Raw genomic sequence first — 21167 nt, 5'->3', positions numbered from 1 at the left:
TAAACACATATAATTTGTGGATTGCACATTTAGAATTACTTTTGCCTTTTGCAGGTATTTCGCAATTCATCAAATGGCATTTACAAAACAAATACGTTTTATACACAAATGGCTCGGATTAATTTCCGGGCTTATTGTTTTTATTGTAAGTGTTACCGGTTGCCTGTTTTGTTTTCATGACGAAATCAAAGACATTACCCGAAAAGAATGGCGTATTGTAGAACCGCAAAACAAACCCTTTCTTTTGCCATCTGTTTTAGAGCAAAAGGCGAAACAAATTGCTCCAGAAAACAAAGTATCGATGGTTTCCTATTACGGCAAAAACCGATCTGCAATTGTCTACACCTTTACCGACACCAAAAACGAATATCTGTATTTCAATCCCTACAACGGTAAGTATTTAAAAACAGAAAATCCTGAAACTGATTTTTTCATTATTGTCGAATACATTCATTTGTATTTACTTTTGCCCGACTATATCGGAAAACATATTATTGGCGGTGCCACTATTATCTTCATACTGTTAGTCATTTCGGGATTAATACAGTGGTGGCCCAAAAGAAAAAGTGATATCAAAAGAAGCTTTACCGTAAAATGGTCGGCCAAATGGCGTCGTGTCAATTACGACTGGCACAACACCTCGGGATTTTATATTTCAATTATTGCGGTTATCATAGCCATCACCGGATTAACTTTTACTTACGAATGGGTGGGTGACGGGATTTACAAAACATTCAACTTTGGCGGAGATAAAGCTATGGAAACAAAAGCCCCAACGATTGACACTACAAAATTTGCAAAAAATAATATCCTTGCTGTAGATAAAGCTTTTATAGCAACCATGCAACAGCAGCCAAAAGCCGAAATGTTTTACGTAATGTTTCCGCAAAACAAAGGAGATCTTATCAACACCGGCGCTTATCCGCACGCTTTACGATTTGATCACCAGAGTAATTATTATTTCCATCCGGGCGATGGAAAACTAATTCAGAGCATCCCTTACCATACCAAAACCCTAGGTTTGCAGGTAGTAGAAATGAATTACGGCATTCACACCGGACAAATTTTAGATCTACCCGGAAAAATCATTGCCTTTACTGCAAGCCTAATTGCTGCTGCCTTGCCTGTAACAGGTTTTGTGATTTGGTTTGGAAGAAGAAAAAAATCCAAAAAAAACTAAGGTTTAGAAAAGAACCTGCTCCCTATTTCGTTGACATATTTGCTCCCGAAGTCGCAAAGTCGCAAAGTTTTTTTTGCACGCAGATTCAGCAGATTTAACAGATTATTTTTTCCGAAAAACAAAATCAAAAAAAATCTTATTTTATAGAAAACAAATCCGCTAAATCTGCTGAATCTGCGTGAGTTTTAAAAAAAAACTTTGCGCCTTTGCGAGACACAGAAACAATATTAATATTCTCATACAATAAAAAAAGCCGTCTCTATTGAAACGGCTCCCTAAATTATTTGAAATCTTATTAATTTCTGTTTGCTAAAGCATTTCTCTGCAAGTTCTTAACAGAACTTACTTTGCTGTTTTCAAAAGCAACTTCGCAAAGGTTATTCTCATTGAAGAAAATCCATTTACCGGTTTTCACACCATCTGTATATTCACCAACTGCTTTTTTATTTCCTCTTTCATCATATGATACCCAAACTCCATCTAATTTACCATCCTTAAAGAAACCTTCTTGTTGTACATTACCATTTTCATAGTAATAAGTAGCTTTTACTTTGTTTCCAACTGCTTCCAATTCAGGGTTTGTTTCTTGTGCAACTAAAATTCCAGAGAACAATATTGCAACTAAAATTACACACTTTTTCATATCTCGTAGGTATTAATGTTATCAAATCTTTATCAAATATAGTTAATTGTTTACATTAAAAAAACTTTTACTTAACAATTTGGTAACATTGAATAAAAACTTAACATTGGAAATCAGTTCTATACAAAAAAACCAGTGCTCAGGCACTGGTTTTACTGGTATTTTAACGAAGACTTAATTTACCACAACGTTTTAAATTTCGCTGGAAAATTAGTTCAATAAAGCATCTAATTGTGTTAAAAGTTCCGGAGAAGACGGCCTTTCTGCATCGGGATCCAATATATTCCCCTGAGGATCAATAAGAATAAACCTCGGAATTCCCGTTACATTATAACTGGTTACAAATGCAGATTTCCATTCATTATCAGAAAACAACTGAACGCCTCCCAACTGTTTATCCGATACAAATTTCTGCCATTTATCGTGATCTTTTACCGCATCAACAGAAACACTCACAAATTCAATATTTTTTCCATGATACTTTTCTTCAATTTTTTTCAAAAAAGGAATTTCAGCTCTGCAAGGCCCACACCAAGTTGCCCAAAGATCAATATAAACATATTTGCCTTTTAAATCAGAAAGTTTTGTTTTACCTCCTTTGTGATTTTCATAATCAAAATCAGCAGAGACAGTTCCTTTTAACTTTTTCACTGCAGCGTCACTTTCGTACTGCTGAGCGGCGAATGCATGGAATTTTTCAACCGATTTTTTTGCACCTGCTTTAAACTCAGCATCAAAATCGCCTTTTTCAATATTTTCTAAATCTGTTTTTTTCTTTCCTTCTAATAAGGCTGTAAACTCAGCAGCCTCTTTAGCAAATGCTTCTTCAGCAAATTTTTCATCTTTTAAAGCTTGTTGCGCTAAAAAGTTACTTTCGTTTGTTCCTTTTCCTTTGTAGATAATGGTTTCGTCAAATTCTTTGGCATTCATTGTCAGATTGACTTCAGAACCGGGTTTCAGGTATAAATTCGAAGACTCTACTCCGTCAGAAAAACGATAGAACCCTTTTGGAGCAGTAAAAGAAGCAACAAAAATTTCTTTTTTATTAATCGGAATAACTTGTTTAAAATTGTTAGGTCCTTTAATAACTAGTGTATCACTATTTCTATTCGCAATTTTAGCGGTAAATTTAATTTGGTTTTTGGTCTGAGCTATACCGTTGAGGGCGGTAAGAACCAATAAACCGGTAACAAAAAGCTTTTTCATATGTATTTATAGTTGGTTTTTAGTATTCAAATTTAAAGAATTTACTTATCTAAAATTTATCCGTTAACAAAATATTTCAAAATTATAAGCAGCAAGTTATCACTTTACTATATTAATTTGAATTTTGTGTTTACTTTTGCAATCTAAAATTTTGATCATGTATAGAAGTCATAATTGTGGCGAGTTAAACGCCTCAAATATTAATACGGAAGTTACACTAGCGGGTTGGGTTCAAAAATCACGCGATAAAGGATTTATGAACTGGGTTGATTTACGCGACCGCTATGGAATTACACAACTTATTTTCGACGAAGTTCGCACCGACAAAACGGTCTTTGAACTGGCAAAAACACTTGGAAGAGAATTTGTAATTCAGGTAAAAGGAACTGTTATTGAGCGTGAAGCCAAAAACAAAAACATCCCAACCGGTGATATCGAAATTTTAGTTTCTGAACTAACTATTTTAAACGCTGCTTTAACACCTCCGTTCACTATTGAAGATGAAACTGATGGTGGAGAAGACATCCGAATGAAATACCGTTATCTGGACATTAGAAGAAATCCTGTAAAAAACAGTTTATTATTCCGTCACAAAGTAGCGATGGAAGTTCGTAAATACTTATCTGATTTGGATTTCTGTGAAGTGGAAACACCTTACTTAATCAAATCAACTCCGGAAGGCGCAAGAGATTTCGTCGTACCAAGCCGTATGAACGAAGGACAATTTTATGCGTTACCACAGTCTCCGCAAACTTTCAAACAATTGTTGATGGTGGGTGGAATGGACAAATACTTCCAAATCGTAAAATGTTTCCGTGATGAAGATTTACGTGCAGACCGTCAGCCTGAGTTTACTCAAATCGACTGTGAAATGGCATTTGTGGAGCAAGAAGACATTTTGAATGTTTTTGAAGGATTGACAAGACATTTACTAAAAGAAATCAAAGGGGTTGAAGTAGACAAGTTCCCAAGAATTACCTACGACTACGCTATGAAGACCTATGGAAATGACAAACCGGACATTCGTTTCGGAATGGAATTTGGAGAATTGAACGAGTTTGCACAACACAAAGAATTCCCTGTTTTTAATGCTGCTGAACTTGTTGTGGGTATTGCAGTTCCGGGAGCAGGAAATTATACACGTAAAGAAATTGATGCTTTGATTGACTGGGTTAAACGTCCGCAAGTTGGAGCATCAGGAATGGTGTACGCTAAATGCAATGACGATGGAACTTACAAATCATCTGTAGATAAATTTTACGATCAGGATGATTTGGCACAATGGGCAAAAATTACAGCTGCAAAACCTGGCGATATGATTTTTGTACTTTCAGGTCCGGCTAACAAAACACGTGCACAACTTTCAGCACTTCGTATGGAATTGGCGACTCGTTTAGGATTGCGTAAACCGGAAGAATTTGCTCCGCTTTGGGTAGTAGATTTCCCATTATTGGAATTAGATGAAGAAAGCGGTCGTTACCATGCTATGCACCACCCGTTTACCTCTCCAAAACCGGAAGATTTACATTTATTACCAACAGATCCGGGAAAAGTTCGCGCAAATGCTTACGATATGGTTTTAAACGGAAACGAAATTGGAGGAGGATCTATTCGTATTCACGATAAAGAGACACAACAATTAATGTTTAAATACTTAGGCTTTACAGAAGAAGAAGCAAAAGCACAATTTGGTTTCTTAATGGACGCTTTCCAATTTGGCGCACCACCACACGGAGGTTTAGCTTTTGGACTGGATCGTTTAGTTGCTATTTTGGGTGGTCAGGAAACTATTAGAGACTTTATCGCATTTCCTAAAAACAATTCAGGACGTGATGTAATGATTGATGCCCCGGCTACAATTGATGATGCTCAATTAAAAGAATTAAACATAAAAGTAGCTTTAGCGCAATAATTGCTTTATCGCTTCTAACTATATTTTAACATAAACAGGAACATAGTTTTTAAAACTAAAAAAAGACATTTCATTTCTTTAAAATTTCAATTCGCAGTCTGAGCGAGGTTGAAAGCCTCATAGTTGAACTATGAATCAGAAATGCATTTCTTTTTTACAGCTAAAATCTATGTTCCTGTCTGTTAAGTGTTATTTTCCCAAATTGCACTACCGGATTTACCAAAAATTCATCAGAACATATCAAGCCACTAAGATGGAAAACCCAGCGTAAAAAAGTAAAATAATACGTACGAAAACCACATTTGTCAGAAAATACGATTTTTTATAAAGTAAAAAAGCTCCTACTTTTTAACATATCCTTAAGAATTCTCCTTTTAAGCTACGACATATCAAACAAGACATCAAATAAATGCTAAAAACACTGTAAATCAATAATTTTTACAAAAATTTAACAACACACTGTCTTTTATATGAATATATATGTTACATTTGCTTCATTATAAATTATTATTACAATTACAATGCGTACAGGTACAGTAAAATTTTTCAATGAATCTAAAGGTTATGGATTCATTACAGACGAAGAAACAGGAAAGGATATCTTCGTTCACGCTTCAGGAATTAACGCGGAAGAATTACGCGAAGGTGACCGTGTTAGCTACGAAGAAGAAGAAGGAAGAAAAGGGAAAGTTGCTGCTAAAGTAGCAGTAATCTAAGAAAAATATAGCAATTTATTTTTTTTGCCTCTGAATGGTTTAAAAATACGCTTCGATTCATTTCGAAGCGTTTTTTTTTGCTCAAATCTTAAAAAAATATTAAAATACTGAAAAGTTATTTATAATGAATAAAAATTAGGTATAATCACTCTTTATACCCCTACTTAAATCCTTTTTTAGCTTGTGATTTACAGAGTTCGGAACTATCTTTGTGGCTTATTTTTTAAGTAAAAACCCTAAGTTTATGCAATCTGATCAATACAGCTATCTTCCAATTTTAATGCAGCTAATCCTTGCTGTCGGTTTTGTAGTGGGAACTATCATCATTTCCGGAAAATTAGGTCCAAAGAGAACCTCTGAAGTAAAAGATAAAAATTTCGAATGTGGAATTGAATCCGTTGGTAATGCCCGTATTCCATTCTCTGTAAAATATTTCTTAGTAGCCATCTTATTTGTTTTGTTTGACGTAGAGGTAATTTTCCTTTATCCTTGGGCAGTAAATTTCAAAGAACTTGGAATGGAAGGGATGCTAAAAATGATCATTTTCATGTCTTTGCTTTTAGTTGGTTTTTTCTACATTATCAAAAAGAAAGCTTTAGAGTGGGAATAACAAAATTTAGATTTCAGATTTCAGATTTTAGATTGTTTTCGGTTTAGAATTTCAAATTTGAAAAGTAAATTTTTCCAAACACAATATTGATTTATAAAATATTGATTTCGATTCACGATTGCTAAAATCTAAAATCTGAAATCTAAAATCCGAAATAAAAATGAGCGATTCAAAAGTAAATATGGTTGCACCGCCGGAAGGAGTTGTAGGAGAAGGTTTCTTCGCTACAAAACTAAATGATGTTGTAGGTTTGGCAAGAGCCAACTCATTATGGCCACTTCCTTTCGCGACTTCTTGCTGTGGTATCGAATTTATGGCTACAATGGCTTCACATTACGATTTAGCACGATTTGGTTCAGAGCGTGTGAGTTTCTCTCCACGTCAGGCTGATATGTTATTAGTTATGGGAACCATTTCTAAAAAGATGGCGCCTATTTTAAGACAAGTTTACGAACAAATGTCTGAGCCTCGCTGGGTAATTGCTGTTGGAGCTTGTGCTTCGTCAGGTGGAATCTTCGATACTTACTCGGTTTTACAAGGAATTGACAAAGTAATTCCGGTAGACGTTTACGTACCGGGATGCCCTCCAAGACCCGAACAAATTGTTGACGGCGTAATGAGACTTCAAGACTTGGTTAAAACAGAATCTGTGAGACGCAGAAGCTCTCCGGAATACCAAGAATTATTAGCTTCCTATAACATTTCATAAGATGGCTTTAGAAAATAACCTGATCCAGGATAAACTTACAGAAACATTTGACTCAAGTGTTTTTAACTTTCGAGAAGAAAGAGATATCTTTTCTTTAGAAGCAAGCGCTGATAAAATTACAGCACTGATTCTATTCCTTAAAAACGATACCGATTTACGCTTTCATTTTTTAACCGATGTATGTGGTATTCACTACCCGGATAACGAAACAGAACGTCAGTTTGCAGTGGTGTACCATTTGCACAACTGGTACGAAAACAAACGTATTAGAATCAAAGTATTTCTTAATGGTGAAAAACCGGAAATAAAAACGATTTCAAATATCTTCCTAAGTGCAAACTGGATGGAAAGAGAAACATACGACTTTTTCGGTGTTAATTTTATTGGGCATCCACAATTGAAACGTATTTTGAATATGGATGAAATGATTTCTTTTCCAATGCGAAAAGAATTCCCAATGGAAGACAGCGGAAGAACTGATAAAGATGACAGATTCTTTGGAAGAACGATAACAAATTGCTAAAAAATAAATAATTCAACATTATAAAATGTCAGAACTATTATTACCACCAGAGCATCGATATGCTAAAATAATCAAGGAGAAACTAAACGAAGACGGAAGCGAGCTTTCGGTACTGAATTTAGGTCCAACACACCCAGCTACACACGGTATTTTTCAAAATATCTTATTGATGGATGGTGAAAGAATTCTCGAAGCGGAACCTACTATTGGTTACATTCACAGAGCTTTCGAAAAAATTGCTGAAAATCGTCCTTTTTACCAAATTACGCCTCTTACAGACCGTATGAACTATTGCTCCTCTCCTATCAATAATATGGGATGGTGGATGACTTTAGAAAAACTGTTGAATATAGAAGTTCCTAAAAGAGCTCAATATTTAAGAGTTATCGTAATGGAGCTTGCCCGTATTACAGATCACTTAATCTGTAACTCTATCCTAGGAGTTGATACCGGAGCATATACCGGTTTCTTATACGTTTTTCAATTTAGAGAAAAAATCTACGAGATCTACGAAGAAATTTGTGGAGCCCGTCTGACAACCAATATGGGAAGAATCGGTGGTTTTGAAAGAGATTGGTCTGAAGCCGCTTTCAAAAAACTGGATACTTTCCTTGAAGAATTTCCGGTTGCCTGGAAAGAATTCGAAAACCTGTTCGAGAGAAATAGAATTTTCCTTGACAGAACTGTAAATGTAGGAGCTATCAGTGCTGAACAAGCAATGGCCTACGGATTTACAGGTCCAAACTTACGTGCTGCCGGTATCGATTATGATGTACGTGTAGCACACCCTTACTCTTCTTATGAAGATTTTGACTTTATTGTGCCTGTTGGAAAATCAGGAGACACTTACGATCGTTTCTGCGTTCGTAATGCCGAAGTTTGGGAAAGTTTAAGCATCATCCGTCAGGCATTGGCTAAAATGCCGGCAGGAAATGAGTATCATGCTGAAGTTCCGGATTACTACCTTCCTCCAAAAGAAGATGTTTACACTTCTATGGAATCCTTAATTTATCACTTTAAGATTGTAATGGGAGAAGTTCCTGTACCGGTTGCAGAAATTTATCACCCGGTTGAAGGAGGAAACGGAGAAATAGGATTCTATTTAGTTACAGACGGAAGCAGAACACCATATAGATTACATTTCAGAAGACCTTGTTTTATTTATTACCAAGCGTATCCGGAAATGATTAAAGGTGCTTTATTATCGGATGCAATTGTTATTCTATCAAGTTTAAATGTAATTGCCGGAGAATTAGACGCATAAAAAGATTGTAGATTGTTGAGTTTAAATCTTAGATTTAACGCTACAGACAAAGATTGAAGAATCTAAAACTTAAATAGTGATTACAGAATTTAGATACAGACAAAGATTTGAAAAAATCTAAAATCAGAAATCTAAACTCTAAAATTAAAAAGGATTGCAGAATATAGATTAGAGATAAAAGATTGAAAAATCATAAAATCTAAAATCTAAAATCTAAAATAAAAATGGAACGTAAACATTACAAACAAGAAATAAACATGACGGAGTCATTGATGAATCGTATCAATGAACTGATCAGTCATTATCCGGAAGACAAAAGAAAATCAGCTTTGCTGCCTGTTTTGCACGAAGTGCAGGATGCACATGACAACTGGCTGAGCATTGAGTTGCAGGATAAAGTTGCGGAGATTTTGCACATAAAACCAATTGAGGTTTACGAAGTGGTTACTTTTTATACCATGTACAACCAAAAACCAATTGGAAAATATATGTTCGAATTCTGCCAGACTTCTTGTTGTTGTTTAAGAGGTGCCGAAGATTTAATGGATTATACTTCTGAAAAATTAGGCATTAAAGTAGGAGAAACAACTCCGGACGGAATGTTTACCATTGCCGGTGTAGAATGTTTAGGTGCTTGCGGATACGCTCCGATGATGCAATTAGGCGATTTCTACAAAGAAAAATTGACAGAAGAAAAAATCGATCAGTTAATCGCTGATTGTAGAGATGATAAAATAATATTACACGATAAATAAGATGTCACAGAAAATATTATTAGATAAAATCAACGTTCCGGGAATTAAAACCTACGAAGTATATCGCCAAAATGGTGGTTATGCTTCTGTAGAAAAAGCATTAAAAACACTTACTCCGGACGAAGTTGTTGAAGAGGTAAAAAAATCCGGATTACGTGGTCGTGGTGGAGCTGGTTTCCCTGCGGGAATGAAATGGAGTTTTATTGACAAAAAATCAGGAAGACCAAGACATTTAGTTTGTAACGCAGACGAATCTGAACCGGGTACTTTTAAAGATCGTTATTTGATGGAATTTATTCCTCACTTATTGATCGAAGGAATGATTACTTCAAGTTTTGCCTTAGGCGCTAACCTGTCTTATATCTACATTCGTGGAGAATATATGTGGGTTTTCAAAATTTTAGAAAGAGCTATCGCCGAAGCAAAAGCTGCTGGTTGGTTAGGAAAAAATATATTAGGTACAGGTTACGATTTAGAATTACACGTTCATTGCGGTGCCGGGGCTTACATCTGCGGAGAAGAAACTGCACTTATTGAGTCATTGGAAGGTAAAAGAGGAAATCCTCGTATTAAACCACCGTTCCCAGCAGTTTCAGGACTTTGGGCAAATCCTACCGTAGTAAACAACGTAGAAACTATCGCTACTGTGCCATGGATCATCAACAATTCTGGTGACGATTATGCCAAAATTGGAGTTGGTCGCTCTACAGGAACTAAATTAATTTCAGCTTCCGGACACATCAAAAATCCTGGAGTTTACGAAATCGAATTGGGTCTAAGTGTTGATGAATTCATGAATTCTGACGAATACTTAGGCGGAATGTCTTCCAGCAGACCTCTTAAAGCATTTGTACCTGGAGGTTCTTCTGTACCCATTTTACCGGCTGAATTAATTTTTAAAACAGCAAATGGCGAAGACCGATTAATGACTTACGAATCTCTTAGTGATGGCGGTTTTGCTACCGGATCTATGTTAGGTTCAGGAGGATTTATCGTTTACAATGACACGGCTTGTGTTGTTAGAAACACCTGGAACTTTGCTCGTTTCTACCACCATGAATCTTGCGGACAATGTACTCCTTGTCGTGAAGGAACAGGATGGTTAGAAAAAATATTATGGAGAATTGAAAACGGTCAAGGCCGTGAAGAAGATATAGAGTTACTTTGGAGCATTCAAAGTAAAATTGAAGGAAACACAATTTGTCCACTTGGTGATGCCGCTTCCTGGCCGGTAGCAGCAGCGATTCGCCACTTTAGAGATGAATTTGAATATCACGTTCGTTTCCCAGAAAAAATTAAACATAGAGATCATTTTGTTGCTGAACCTTTCTCTCAAGTGAAACATTTAGTAGGCGGTAAAGTAATTATTTAAAACAGTTTCAAGTTTCAAGTCTTTTTTGTTTCAAGTCCAACGATCTGAAACTTTAAACCTGAAACTAAAAAAACAAAAAAAAGAGATGAAAGTAACCATAGACGGTCAAAGTATAGACGTAGAACCAGGAACAACGATCCTGCAGGCTGCACGTATGATTGGTGGAGATTTAGTACCGCCAGCCATGTGCTATTACTCAAAATTAAAAGGCAGTGGCGGTAAATGTCGTTGTTGTTTAGTTGAAGTTGCCAAAGGAAGCGAGGCTGACCCAAGACCAATGCCAAAATTAATGGCTTCTTGTGTAACAGGATGTATGGACGGTATGGAAGTAAACAGTAAATCTTCAGACAGAGTAACGGAAGCCCGTAAATCTGTAACTGAATTTTTATTAATCAATCACCCATTAGACTGTCCGGTTTGTGATCAGGCGGGTGAGTGTGATTTACAAAATTTAAGTTTCGAACACGGAAATCCAAAATCCCGTTTTATCGAAGAAAAAAGAACATTTGAACCGGAAGATATCGGTCCGAATATTCAACTGCATATGAACCGTTGTATCTTATGTCAAAGATGTGTACAAGTGGCAGATCAATTGACAGACAACAGAGTTCACGGAGTATTAGACCGTGGAGATCACGCTAATATTTCTACCGGAATCTCAAAAGCAATCGACAATGAATTCTCCGGAAACATGATCGACGTTTGTCCGGTTGGTGCTTTAACAGACAAAACATTCCGTTTTAAATCAAGAGTTTGGTTCAACAAACCTTACAATGCACACAGAGAGTGTACTACTCCGGGATGTTGCGGTAAAACAACCGTTTGGATGTTTGGAGGAGAAATTCAACGTGTTACAGGTCGTAAAGACGAATACCATGAAGTAGAAGAATTTATCTGCAACAGCTGTCGTTTTGACCACAAAAATGTAAATGACTGGGTTATTGAAGGACCAAGAGAATTTGAAAAAGATTCTGTTATCAATCAAAATAACTACACTCAAAAATTAGAGAAAGTAGAAATCGCTACAGAGAAAAATATTCTTTTAGGTAGAGATGAAGACCGTAAAAAAATTAGTATGGCTGAAATTCCATTAACCACTAACAACAAAAATTCTTAAAAAGATGGATAGTGCATTTATTATAGAAAAAAGTGTTGTTATTGTTGTAGTTTTTGCTGTAACAATGATTATGGCGATGTATTCTACCTGGGCAGAACGTAAAGTTGCCGCTTTCTTACAAGACCGTGTAGGGCCTAACCGTGCAGGTTGGGGAGGTTTACTACAACCTCTTGCCGATGGTATGAAATTATTCTCGAAAGAGGAGTTTTTTCCAAACACACCTAATAAATTTTTATTCGTTGTAGGACCGGCAATTGCCATGAGTACCGCTTTAATGACCAGTGCTGTAATCCCTTGGGGAGATAAATTACACATTTTTGGCCGTGAGGTACTTTTACAGGCAACCGACATTAATATTGGTATCCTTTATATTTTCGGAGTTCTTTCTGTAGGTGTTTACGGAATTATGATTGGAGGTTGGGCTTCTAACAACAAATTCTCTTTAATGGGAGCGATTCGTGCAGCATCTCAAATGGTTTCGTATGAAGTTGCAATGGGATTATCAATGATCGCTTTGTTGATGATGACCGGAACTTTAAGCTTAAGAGAAATCTCCTTACAACAGTCAGGAATGAACTGGAATGTTTTTTATCAACCTTTATCCTTCCTAATTTTTCTAATCTGTTCCTTTGCTGAGACCAACAGAACTCCTTTTGACTTAGCAGAATGTGAAAACGAATTAATTGGTGGTTACCATACCGAATATTCCTCGATGAAAATGGGATTCTATTTGTTTGCTGAATATGCAAGTATGTTTATCTCTGCTACTATTATCTCGGTTTTATTTTTCGGAGGATACAATTATCCGGGAATGAGCTGGATGGTAGAAAATGTAGGTGTTAATACCGCTAATATCTTAGGAATTGCAGTGTTATTTGCTAAAATATGTTTCTTTATCTTTTTCTATATGTGGGTGCGTTGGACGATTCCAAGATTTAGATACGATCAATTGATGCATTTAGGATGGAGAATTTTGATTCCGCTTTCGATCATTAATATTATGATTACCGGAGCTGTTATTTTACGACACGATATTGTAGCCGCTTTAGGGTTTTAAGGCACTAATTCGTAATAAGAATCACTATGAATGACGAATTAAAATTTACCGAAGAATTTATAAGGAGTAAAATTTTGCTCATTAGAAATCAGAAAGTAATGCTTGATTCAGATTTAGCGCTACTTTACGGAGTAGAAACAAAACAGCTAAAAAGACAAGTTCGTAGAAATATAGATCGTTTCCCTGAAGATTTCATGTTCGAACTGACTGAAATTGAAAATGAAATCTTGAGGAGCCATTTTGGCACCTCAAGTTGGGGAGGAAACAGATACGTTCCGTTAGCATTCACCGAACAAGGTGTTGCTATGTTATCAAGTGTTTTAAGTAGTGCTACTGCAATTAAAGTTAACATTCAGATTATACGTGTTTTTACAAAAATACGTCAGGTAATTGCAGACACTTTAGATATAAAACTCGAAATCGAAGAGATAAGAAAAAAAGTATCCAATCACGATAAAAACATAGAATTGGTTTTTTCTTATTTAGAAGAATTGATGGATAAACAAGAAAACAAAGTTGAACGAACCAAAATTGGTTATAAAAAATAAATTGAATTAAAATCAAAAGTTACAGCTCCAAATGATAATTCTATTAAAAATATAGAACAGTAAAGCGGACTAGGCTTCAAAATAAAAACATAAAAAATGTCAATAGAAACTATTTCATTATCGGGTAGAAAAAAAGTTGTCTCAAACAAAGACATGACTTTTTTGGAACGATTGTATCTTGTGGCGATTGTAAAAGGTTTGTTTATTACTTTAAAACACCTTTTTAGAAAAAAAATCACCATTCATTATCCGGAACAGGTGCGTGAAATGAGCCCTGTTTACCGTGGTCAGCATATGTTGAAACGCGATGAACAAGGACGTGAAAATTGCACCGCTTGTGGACTATGTGCGCTATCCTGCCCTGCAGAAGCGATCACAATGAAAGCTGCTGAGCGTAAAGCAGACGAGAAACACTTGTACAGAGAAGAAAAATATGCTTCGATTTATGAAATCAATATGCTTCGTTGTATTTTTTGTGGTTTGTGTGAAGAAGCTTGTCCAAAAGATGCTATTTACTTAACTACGTCAAAAGTTCTGGTTCCTGCAAGCTACGAAAGAGAAGATTTCATTTTTGGAAAAGACAAATTAGTGATGCCTTTAGAAATGGCGATGAAAAACACTCAACTTAAAAACGCCAACTAATGATACATATTCCTGACTTTGCCCACGCAACTACAATACAAGTTATATTTTGTTTTCTGGCGTTTATCACAGTAATTACCGCATTCTTAACTATTTTTAGCAGAAACCCGATTCACAGTGCCATCTATTTGGTAATCTGTTTCTTTTCTATTGCCGGTCATTATTTATTGCTTAACTCTCAATTTTTGGCTATTGTACATCTTATAGTTTACTCGGGAGCGATTATGATTTTGTTCCTGTTTACCATCATGTTGATGAACCTTAACGAACAAAAAGAAGTCCACCGACCAAGAATCACACGTTTGGGCGCTATCGTTTCTTTCTGTTTGATTTGCATTGTTTTGATTGCAATCTTTATCAACTCGAAACCAATTATGGGTGATTATGACTCAACCGGAGAAGATTTTCAATCGATCAAAGTATTGGGTAAAATATTATTAAACGAATATATGGTTCCGTTTGAATTTGCATCAATCTTACTTTTAGTAGCGATGATTGGAACTGTATTATTGTCTAAAAAAGAAAAATTAAATAAATAATGGGTAATATATTAAATCAAATAGGTATTGAAAATTACATCTTTTTAAGTGTTGTACTTTTCTGTATTGGTATTTTTGGTGTATTGTACAGACGAAATGCTATTATCGTTTTCATGTCTATCGAAATCATGTTGAATGCAGTTAACCTTTTATTTGTTGCTTTTTCAACGTATCATCAAGATGCACAAGGACAGGTCTTTGTCTTCTTTTCGATGGCAGTTGCTGCAGCTGAAGTTGCAGTAGGATTGGCTATTTTAGTTTCGATCTTTAGGAATTTAGGTTCGATTAGTATCGATAATTTAAAAAATTTAAAAGGATAAATGGAAATGAATACCAATTTAGCTTTAGTTTTAGTATTAGCTCCTTTCTTAGGATTTTTAATCAATGTTTTCTTTGGAAAAAGCTTAGGCAAAACAGTTTCCGGTATTATCGGAACAGCTGCTGTTGTAGTTTCGTTTGCTGTTACCTTATTCTTTTTTAATCAGATTACCCAAAATCAACAAGCGATTCAGATTACTTTATTTGACTGGATTCAGATTAGTAATCTGCACATTAATCTTGGATTTTTATTAGATCAATTATCCCTGCTTTGGTTGCTTTTTGTAACCGGAATCGGGTCATTGATTCATTTATACTCTATCAGCTACATGCATGATGACGAAAACATACACAAGTTTTTCTCTTACTTAAACTTGTTCGTGTTTTTCATGATTACACTTGTAATTGGAAGTAACCTACTGGTTTTATTCATCGGTTGGGAAGGTGTTGGACTTTGTTCGTACTTGCTAATTGGATTCTGGCATAAAAACCAGGATTACAATGATGCTGCAAAAAAGGCTTTCATCATGAACAGAATTGGAGATTTAGGTCTTTTGATCGGAATGTTCATCATTGGTTCTATGTTCTCGACTTTAGATTATGCTACCTTAAAAACAGCAATTGCCGGAGCTGCTAACTTAAATATCCCGTTGCTTTCTTTAGCTGCTTTATGTTTATTTATTGGAGCTTGTGGTAAATCTGCACAAATCCCGTTATATACCTGGTTACCGGATGCGATGGCAGGACCAACTCCTGTATCTGCCTTGATTCACGCTGCAACGATGGTTACTGCAGGTATCTTTATGGTAACAAGATTAAACTTTGTTTTTGATTTAGCACCGGATGTTCAATCAGTAATTGCAGTTATTGGAGCAATCACTTCGTTAGTTGCTGCAACAATTGGTTTGGTTCAGACCGATATCAAAAAAGTATTGGCTTATTCTACCGTTTCTCAATTAGGTTTAATGTTTTTAGCCCTAGGATTTGGTGCTTATGAAGTAGCTGTTTTTCACGTAATCACACACGCTTTCTTCAAGGCTTGTTTGTTCTTAGGTTCAGGTTCTGTAATTCACGGTTTACATGGAGAGCAGGATATGCGTAAAATGGGTGGTTTGCGTAAAGCAATGCCTATCACATTCTGGACTATGTTAATTTCATCATTAGCAATTTCCGGAGTTCCGTTCTTTTCAGGTTTCTTCTCTAAAGACGAAATCTTATTAACGGCTTTCCACCACAACATTCCACTTTATGTTGTTGGATCTGTTGCTTCTATCATGACTGCTTTTTATATGTTCAGATTAATGTTTTTGACTTTCTTTAAAGATTTTAGAGGAACCGAAGAACAAAAACATCATCTGCACGAAAGCGATGGTTTAATTACTTTCCCACTAATAATTTTAGCGATATTAGCTACTTTCGGTGGGTTAATCAGTTTACCGGGTCACAGTTGGTTAAACGAATATATGGCTCCATTATTTACAAAAGTAGCGGGTGAAGAACACCATTTAGGCACAACAGAATATACTTTAATGGGAGTTGCAGTTTTGGGAGGATTACTTGGAATCTTAATTGCGTACATAAAATATTTCAAACAAGACAATGTTCCTGAAGCAGACGAAAACATTACTGGTTTAACGAAAGTATTATACAACAAATATTATGTAGACGAAATTTACGACGCTGTATTTGTTCGTACCATAAATGCATTATCAAGATTCTTTAGAGATTATATCGAAACCGGTTTAACAGCAGTTGTTTTCGGATTTGGTAAAGTTGCCAATGAACTTGCTTTTCAAGGTAAAAAAGTACAAAATGGAAGTATAGGATTATATCTTTTTGCTTTTGTTTTGGGTCTTTGTGCCATTGTTTCCTATATATTTTTAGCTCAATAATTTAATAACTATGAACGTTTCTCTTCTATTAATTATCCTTTTAATTGGTGCATTTGCCACTTATTTTGTTGGTGACAAACTAGCTTCAAAAGTAGCCTTGTTCTTTAGCTTAGCTGCTTTCGGATGTTCTGTAGTGTTGTTAAATCATTTTTGTGCAGGCGAAAATATTAGCTTAATCAACGCTTGGATCACGGAACCAAAAATATCTTTCGCTTTAAATGCTGATGGATTAGCTCTTGCTATGGTTCTGTTGACTTTGTCTTTAACCCCAATCATTATATTTTCTTCTTTCGGGAATGACTATAAAAATGCGAAAGGTTTTTACGCTTTAATTTTATTTATGGCATTTGCAATGACAGGAACTTTTCTTGCAGCAGATGGTCTTTTATATTATATTTTTTGGGAATTAGCTCTAATCCCTATTTACTTTATTGCTCTTATTTGGGGTAATGGCGATGCTGACGAACGCAGAAAAGCAGTTGTAAAATTCTTTATTTACACTCTTGCCGGTTCGTTGTTTATGTTAGTTGCCTTTATCTATTTATCGCAAAAAGCAAATGGAAGTTTCTTAATTGAAGACTTCTACAAATTAAACTTATCTGCTACTGAACAACTTTGGATATTCCTGGCTTTCTTCTTAGCATACGCTATTAAAATTCCAATTATTCCATTCCATACCTGGCAGGCAAATGTGTACCAAAAAGCACCAACAGTCGGAACGATGCTTTTATCCGGTATCATGCTAAAAATGGGATTGTACAGTGTTATTCGTTGGCAATTGCCAATTGCGCCACTTGCTGCAAAAGAATACATGAATATCTTTATCGTGTTAGGAATTGCCGGTGTGATTTACGGATCTATCGTAGCTTTAAGACAAAAAGATTTGAAGAAATTATTAGCGTATTCTTCTTTGGCACACGTTGGACTAATTGCTGCGGGATCGTACACTTTAACTATTGATGGTTTACGCGGAGCGGTTTTACAAATGATTGCTCACGGTTTTGTTGTAGTAGGATTATTCTATGCCGCCGAAATTATCTACAGAAGATATGAAACCAGAAATATTGCAGAGATGGGCGGAATTCGCACACAATCTCCAAAATTTACTTCTATGTTTTTAATCTTACTTTTGGCTTCGGTTGCGTTGCCGGGTACTTTTAACTTTGTTGGAGAGTTTACTGTTTTGTATAGTCTTTCTCAAGTAAATGTTTGGTTTGCCGTTTTAGGCGGAACAACAATTATATTGGGAGCTTATTATATGCTTAAAATGTTTCAGAATGTAATGTTGGGAGAAACCAATGCAAAAACATTCAAAGATGTTTCTCTTAATGAAGGAATTTCTTTAGTGGTAATTATTGCAGTACTATTGTTCTTCGGATTTTATGCGAAACCAATTACTGATCTGATTACACCAAGTTTAGAAAACATACTAAGCGTTATCAACAAGAACTAATATTTTAAATAAAAATAAATTAGGGCATCAGCAGCATTCGATATCCTAAATCAAAAAAGCAAAAATGAATACATTAATAGCAATTACAGGATTGGGTATTTTCTGCCTATTATTTGAAATTCTTAATTTCAGAAAAGCCATTGTTCCATTTTCGATTATTGGACTTTTGGCTGTTTTGGCACTTAATTTTTCAGAATTCGGATCAACAGAAAGTTATTACAATAATATGATTACAGTGAGTAAATTCTCGACTGCCTTTTCATCATTGTTTATTGTTTTAACCATTTTCCTTATCGCTTTAAGTCACAATTTTTACGAAAATCATCCCACAAAAATCTCCGATTATATTGCTATAAAAATATTTTTATTGGCCGGTGGTGTAGCAATGGTTTCTTTTGGAAACTTAGCGATGTTCTTCCTGGGAATCGAAATTTTATCAATCGCTTTATATGTACTTGCAGCAAGCGAGCGTTTGAACTTAAAAAGTAACGAAGCGGGTATGAAATATTTCTTAATGGGTTCATTCGCATCAGGAATTATCTTATTCGGAATTTGTTTGATCTACGGAGCAATGGGAAGTTTTGATGTTGCCGAAATACACGACAGCTCATTATCTGCAGAATTACCAATCTGGTTTCCAATCGGAATGATTTTGATGGTAGTTGGAATGTTATTTAAAATAGCAGCAGTACCTTTTCATTTCTGGGCTCCTGACGTTTACGAAGGTTCTCCGGCTTTAACAACCGCTTTAATGAGTACTTTGGCAAAAGTTATTGCTGTTGCTACTTTATACAAATTAGTAAGTGCCTTAAATCTGATTCCGTCATTAGACAATCAAGATCTTTTACCAACCTTTGAAACCATTGTAGTCATTATTGCAATAGCTTCTATGACAGTGGGTAATATCATGGCATTGCGTCAGGTAAATGTAAAACGTATGTTGGCTTTCTCGGGTATTTCACATGCCGGATTTATGTTGATGACGTTATTAACAATTGCTACTTCTGCAGGTGTTTTATTATATTACACAGCAGCTTATGCTTTAGCCGGAATCGCTGCTTTTAGTGTTATCTTATACGTTTGTAAAAATCAGGAAAATGAAGACATTACAAACTTCCACGGTTTAGGAAAAACAAATCCTTTATTGGCGGCTATACTTACAGGTTCATTACTATCAATGGCCGGAATTCCGATTTTCTCAGGATTTTTTGCTAAGTTGTTTTTATTCAACCAAACCATTCAGGCAGGTCACATTACTTTGGTAATTGTTGCGGTAGTAAATTCCATTATCAGTGTTGGGTACTATTTCAAACTAATTTTAGCAATGTACTCAAAAGAACCAAATGAAGAGCGTACCGGAAAACCATTCCTTATTTATGCCGTTGCGATCATTTCAATTACTTTGAATATTGCTTTAGGTTTATTCCCATCACTAGTGGTAGACTTATTGAAATAAAAATTTCAGTCCAAATAAACACAAATCCATCAAGAATTTTTTTGATGGATTTTTTCTTTTAAGCCCACTCCTGCCAAAGAAAAATTCATGTTAAAAATTTAACGGAAACAAGTTCCCCTCAAAAAAACTCCCTATATTTGATGTCAATTAAATGCAATAAAACATGAACTTCAACTCAAATAATCCATTTTTAAGCAACAAGCGTTTTTCATCAAATGCTGTTTCAAAAGCTGAAGAAGTACACCAAGCACAAATTATCGACTACAATCAGGATATGACCTTGTCGGGTACAATTAATAAAACAGCTATTTTATTTTTAATATTATGCGGATCGGCCATGGTCACCTGGTGGATGGCTTTTAACGGAATGAATATAATGTTACCTGCTATTGGAGGTGCTGTTGTAGCCCTTATTTTAGTTATAGTTTCGGCATTCAAACCACAAGCTTCTCCTTATTTAGCACCCGGTTATGCTCTTTTTGAAGGTCTGTTTATCGGTGGTATTTCTGCTATTTTTGAAGCCATGTATCCCGGAATTGTAATCAATGCCGTTGGTGCTACATTAGTAACCTTTTTAGTATGCTTAGGTTTGTTTAAATTTAAAATCGTTAAAGTAACTGAGCAGTTTAAATCAGTTGTTGTTGCCGCTACATTAGCTATTGCCACTTATTATTTAATTTCGTGGCTTGTCTCAATGTTTACGAGTTTCACTCCTGTACATCACGGAAACTCTATGATGAGTATCGGGATTAGCGTTTTTGTAATCATCATCGCTGCTTTAAATCTTTTCTTAGATTTTGACTTAATCGAAAAAGGTGTTGAACAAAAAATGCCAAAATTTATGGAATGGTACGGCGCTATGGGATTAATGATCACCTTAGTTTGGTTGTACATTGAATTTATAAGATTACTATCAAAAATATCAAGTAAAAACTAATTACTTAGACCTCATAAAAAAGGCCTTTTTGAAATTTCAAAAAGGCCTTTTTTTATCTTAGTATTCTTGTCGTTAAGCTTTCTAAACGCAAAGACGGAAAGTCTTTTGCACGCAGATTTGCTTCGCCAGTTCGCTATCGCTCGGGTAGCAGATATTTTTGTTTTGTTATTTCGATAAAAACAATTTGAATAAATCTGCCATCTGCGTGAGAAAATTTCACTGCAAACATAGAAGTCCGCAAGGATTTTACTTTTCTAGAACGTTAGGTTCGCAAAGCTTTATGAAAACCTTTGCGAACTTTGCGTAAACCTTAGCGCA

Annotated in this window: 21 protein-coding genes; 19 read left to right on the top strand and 2 right to left on the bottom strand. The window is 35.4% G+C overall.

The genetic code is table 11. From position 1 onward, the window contains the following. The first annotated feature begins 73 nt into the window (after positions 1–73). Positions 74–1180 carry a PepSY-associated TM helix domain-containing protein gene (locus G3A47_RS07755; protein ID WP_166921602.1) on the top strand — a complete coding sequence of 369 codons (1107 nt, stop codon included), beginning with the start codon at positions 74–76 and terminating at the stop codon, positions 1178–1180. A gap of 295 nt (positions 1181–1475) precedes the next feature. Here the strand turns inward: G3A47_RS07755 and G3A47_RS07750 are convergent, their stop codons facing one another. Together G3A47_RS07750 and G3A47_RS07745 are read right to left on the bottom strand one after the other, a co-directional pair. Next, positions 1476–1823 (bottom strand): toxin-antitoxin system YwqK family antitoxin, encoded by a 348-nt coding sequence (locus G3A47_RS07750; RefSeq protein ID WP_166921601.1) that lies wholly within the window; start codon positions 1821–1823, stop codon positions 1476–1478. Between the two features lie 210 nt (positions 1824–2033). Next, positions 2034–3029, bottom strand: a complete 996-nt coding sequence (locus tag G3A47_RS07745; protein WP_166921600.1) for a TlpA family protein disulfide reductase — start codon at positions 3027–3029, stop codon at positions 2034–2036. 157 nt (positions 3030–3186) lie between these two features. Between G3A47_RS07745 and aspS the strand changes: the two genes are divergently transcribed. The 18 genes from aspS (at position 3187) to G3A47_RS07655 (ending at position 20849) form a co-directional block, all read left to right on the top strand. Then, positions 3187–4941, top strand: a complete 1755-nt coding sequence (gene aspS / locus G3A47_RS07740; RefSeq protein WP_166921599.1) for an aspartate--tRNA ligase — start codon at positions 3187–3189, stop codon at positions 4939–4941. A 521-nt stretch (positions 4942–5462) separates the two neighbouring features. Then, a complete protein-coding gene (locus G3A47_RS07735) occupies positions 5463–5657 on the top strand; it encodes a cold-shock protein (protein WP_007137066.1) in 195 nt (64 codons plus the stop codon). Positions 5658–5901: 244 nt separating this feature from the next. Further along, entirely contained in the window at positions 5902–6267 is a 366-nt protein-coding gene (locus tag G3A47_RS07730; protein WP_166921598.1) for an NADH-quinone oxidoreductase subunit A, read from the top strand. Positions 6268–6427: 160 nt separating this feature from the next. After that, positions 6428–6976 carry an NADH-quinone oxidoreductase subunit B gene (locus tag G3A47_RS07725; protein ID WP_166921597.1) on the top strand — a complete coding sequence of 183 codons (549 nt, stop codon included), beginning with the start codon at positions 6428–6430 and terminating at the stop codon, positions 6974–6976. Between the two features lies 1 nt (position 6977). Beyond that, the gene (locus G3A47_RS07720; protein WP_166921596.1) at positions 6978–7499 is read left to right on the top strand and encodes an NADH-quinone oxidoreductase subunit C; all 522 of its coding nucleotides are present in this window, start codon (positions 6978–6980) and stop codon (positions 7497–7499) included. A gap of 25 nt (positions 7500–7524) precedes the next feature. Beyond that, positions 7525–8763: an NADH-quinone oxidoreductase subunit D gene (locus G3A47_RS07715; protein ID WP_166921595.1), complete on the top strand. Its 1239-nt coding sequence runs from the start codon at positions 7525–7527 to the stop codon at positions 8761–8763. Positions 8764–8987: 224 nt separating this feature from the next. After that, positions 8988–9518, top strand: coding sequence for a complex I 24 kDa subunit family protein (locus G3A47_RS07710; RefSeq protein WP_166921594.1), 531 nt, complete (start codon positions 8988–8990; stop codon positions 9516–9518). Position 9519: 1 nt separating this feature from the next. Beyond that, the gene (gene nuoF, locus G3A47_RS07705; protein WP_166921593.1) at positions 9520–10890 is read left to right on the top strand and encodes an NADH-quinone oxidoreductase subunit NuoF; all 1371 of its coding nucleotides are present in this window, start codon (positions 9520–9522) and stop codon (positions 10888–10890) included. Positions 10891–10975: 85 nt separating this feature from the next. Beyond that, the gene (locus G3A47_RS07700) at positions 10976–12007 is read left to right on the top strand and encodes a 2Fe-2S iron-sulfur cluster-binding protein (protein ID WP_166921592.1); all 1032 of its coding nucleotides are present in this window, start codon (positions 10976–10978) and stop codon (positions 12005–12007) included. Between the two features lie 4 nt (positions 12008–12011). Next, positions 12012–13064 carry an NADH-quinone oxidoreductase subunit NuoH gene (nuoH, locus tag G3A47_RS07695; protein WP_166921591.1) on the top strand — a complete coding sequence of 351 codons (1053 nt, stop codon included), beginning with the start codon at positions 12012–12014 and terminating at the stop codon, positions 13062–13064. Between the two features lie 26 nt (positions 13065–13090). Next, complete coding sequence (locus tag G3A47_RS07690; protein WP_166921590.1) at positions 13091–13612, top strand: ORF6N domain-containing protein; 522 nt, start codon at positions 13091–13093, stop codon at positions 13610–13612. Between the two features lie 96 nt (positions 13613–13708). Beyond that, positions 13709–14254, top strand: coding sequence for a NuoI/complex I 23 kDa subunit family protein (locus G3A47_RS07685; RefSeq protein WP_166921589.1), 546 nt, complete (start codon positions 13709–13711; stop codon positions 14252–14254). Continuing rightward, positions 14254–14793, top strand: a complete 540-nt coding sequence (locus G3A47_RS07680) for an NADH-quinone oxidoreductase subunit J family protein (RefSeq protein ID WP_166921588.1) — start codon at positions 14254–14256, stop codon at positions 14791–14793. Before G3A47_RS07685 ends, G3A47_RS07680 begins: the two co-directional genes overlap by 1 nt. Beyond that, positions 14793–15113 (top strand): NADH-quinone oxidoreductase subunit NuoK, encoded by a 321-nt coding sequence (gene nuoK / locus G3A47_RS07675; protein ID WP_017494599.1) that lies wholly within the window; start codon positions 14793–14795, stop codon positions 15111–15113. The genes G3A47_RS07680 and nuoK overlap by 1 nt, the downstream gene beginning before the upstream one ends. Positions 15114–15119: 6 nt before the next feature. Further along, positions 15120–17003 carry an NADH-quinone oxidoreductase subunit L gene (gene nuoL, locus G3A47_RS07670; RefSeq protein WP_166921587.1) on the top strand — a complete coding sequence of 628 codons (1884 nt, stop codon included), beginning with the start codon at positions 15120–15122 and terminating at the stop codon, positions 17001–17003. A gap of 10 nt (positions 17004–17013) precedes the next feature. Next, positions 17014–18456, top strand: coding sequence for a complex I subunit 4 family protein (locus tag G3A47_RS07665; RefSeq protein ID WP_166921586.1), 1443 nt, complete (start codon positions 17014–17016; stop codon positions 18454–18456). Between the two features lie 64 nt (positions 18457–18520). Further along, positions 18521–19912: an NADH-quinone oxidoreductase subunit N gene (locus tag G3A47_RS07660; protein ID WP_166921585.1), complete on the top strand. Its 1392-nt coding sequence runs from the start codon at positions 18521–18523 to the stop codon at positions 19910–19912. Between the two features lie 163 nt (positions 19913–20075). Beyond that, positions 20076–20849 carry a Bax inhibitor-1/YccA family protein gene (locus G3A47_RS07655; protein WP_166921584.1) on the top strand — a complete coding sequence of 258 codons (774 nt, stop codon included), beginning with the start codon at positions 20076–20078 and terminating at the stop codon, positions 20847–20849. Positions 20850–21167 lie beyond the last annotated feature (318 nt).

It is taken from the genome of Flavobacterium poyangense (genome assembly GCF_011751075.1).
Lineage (GTDB): Bacteria > Bacteroidota > Bacteroidia > Flavobacteriales > Flavobacteriaceae > Flavobacterium > Flavobacterium poyangense.
This window is presented reverse-complemented; position numbering and strand designations above follow the sequence as displayed.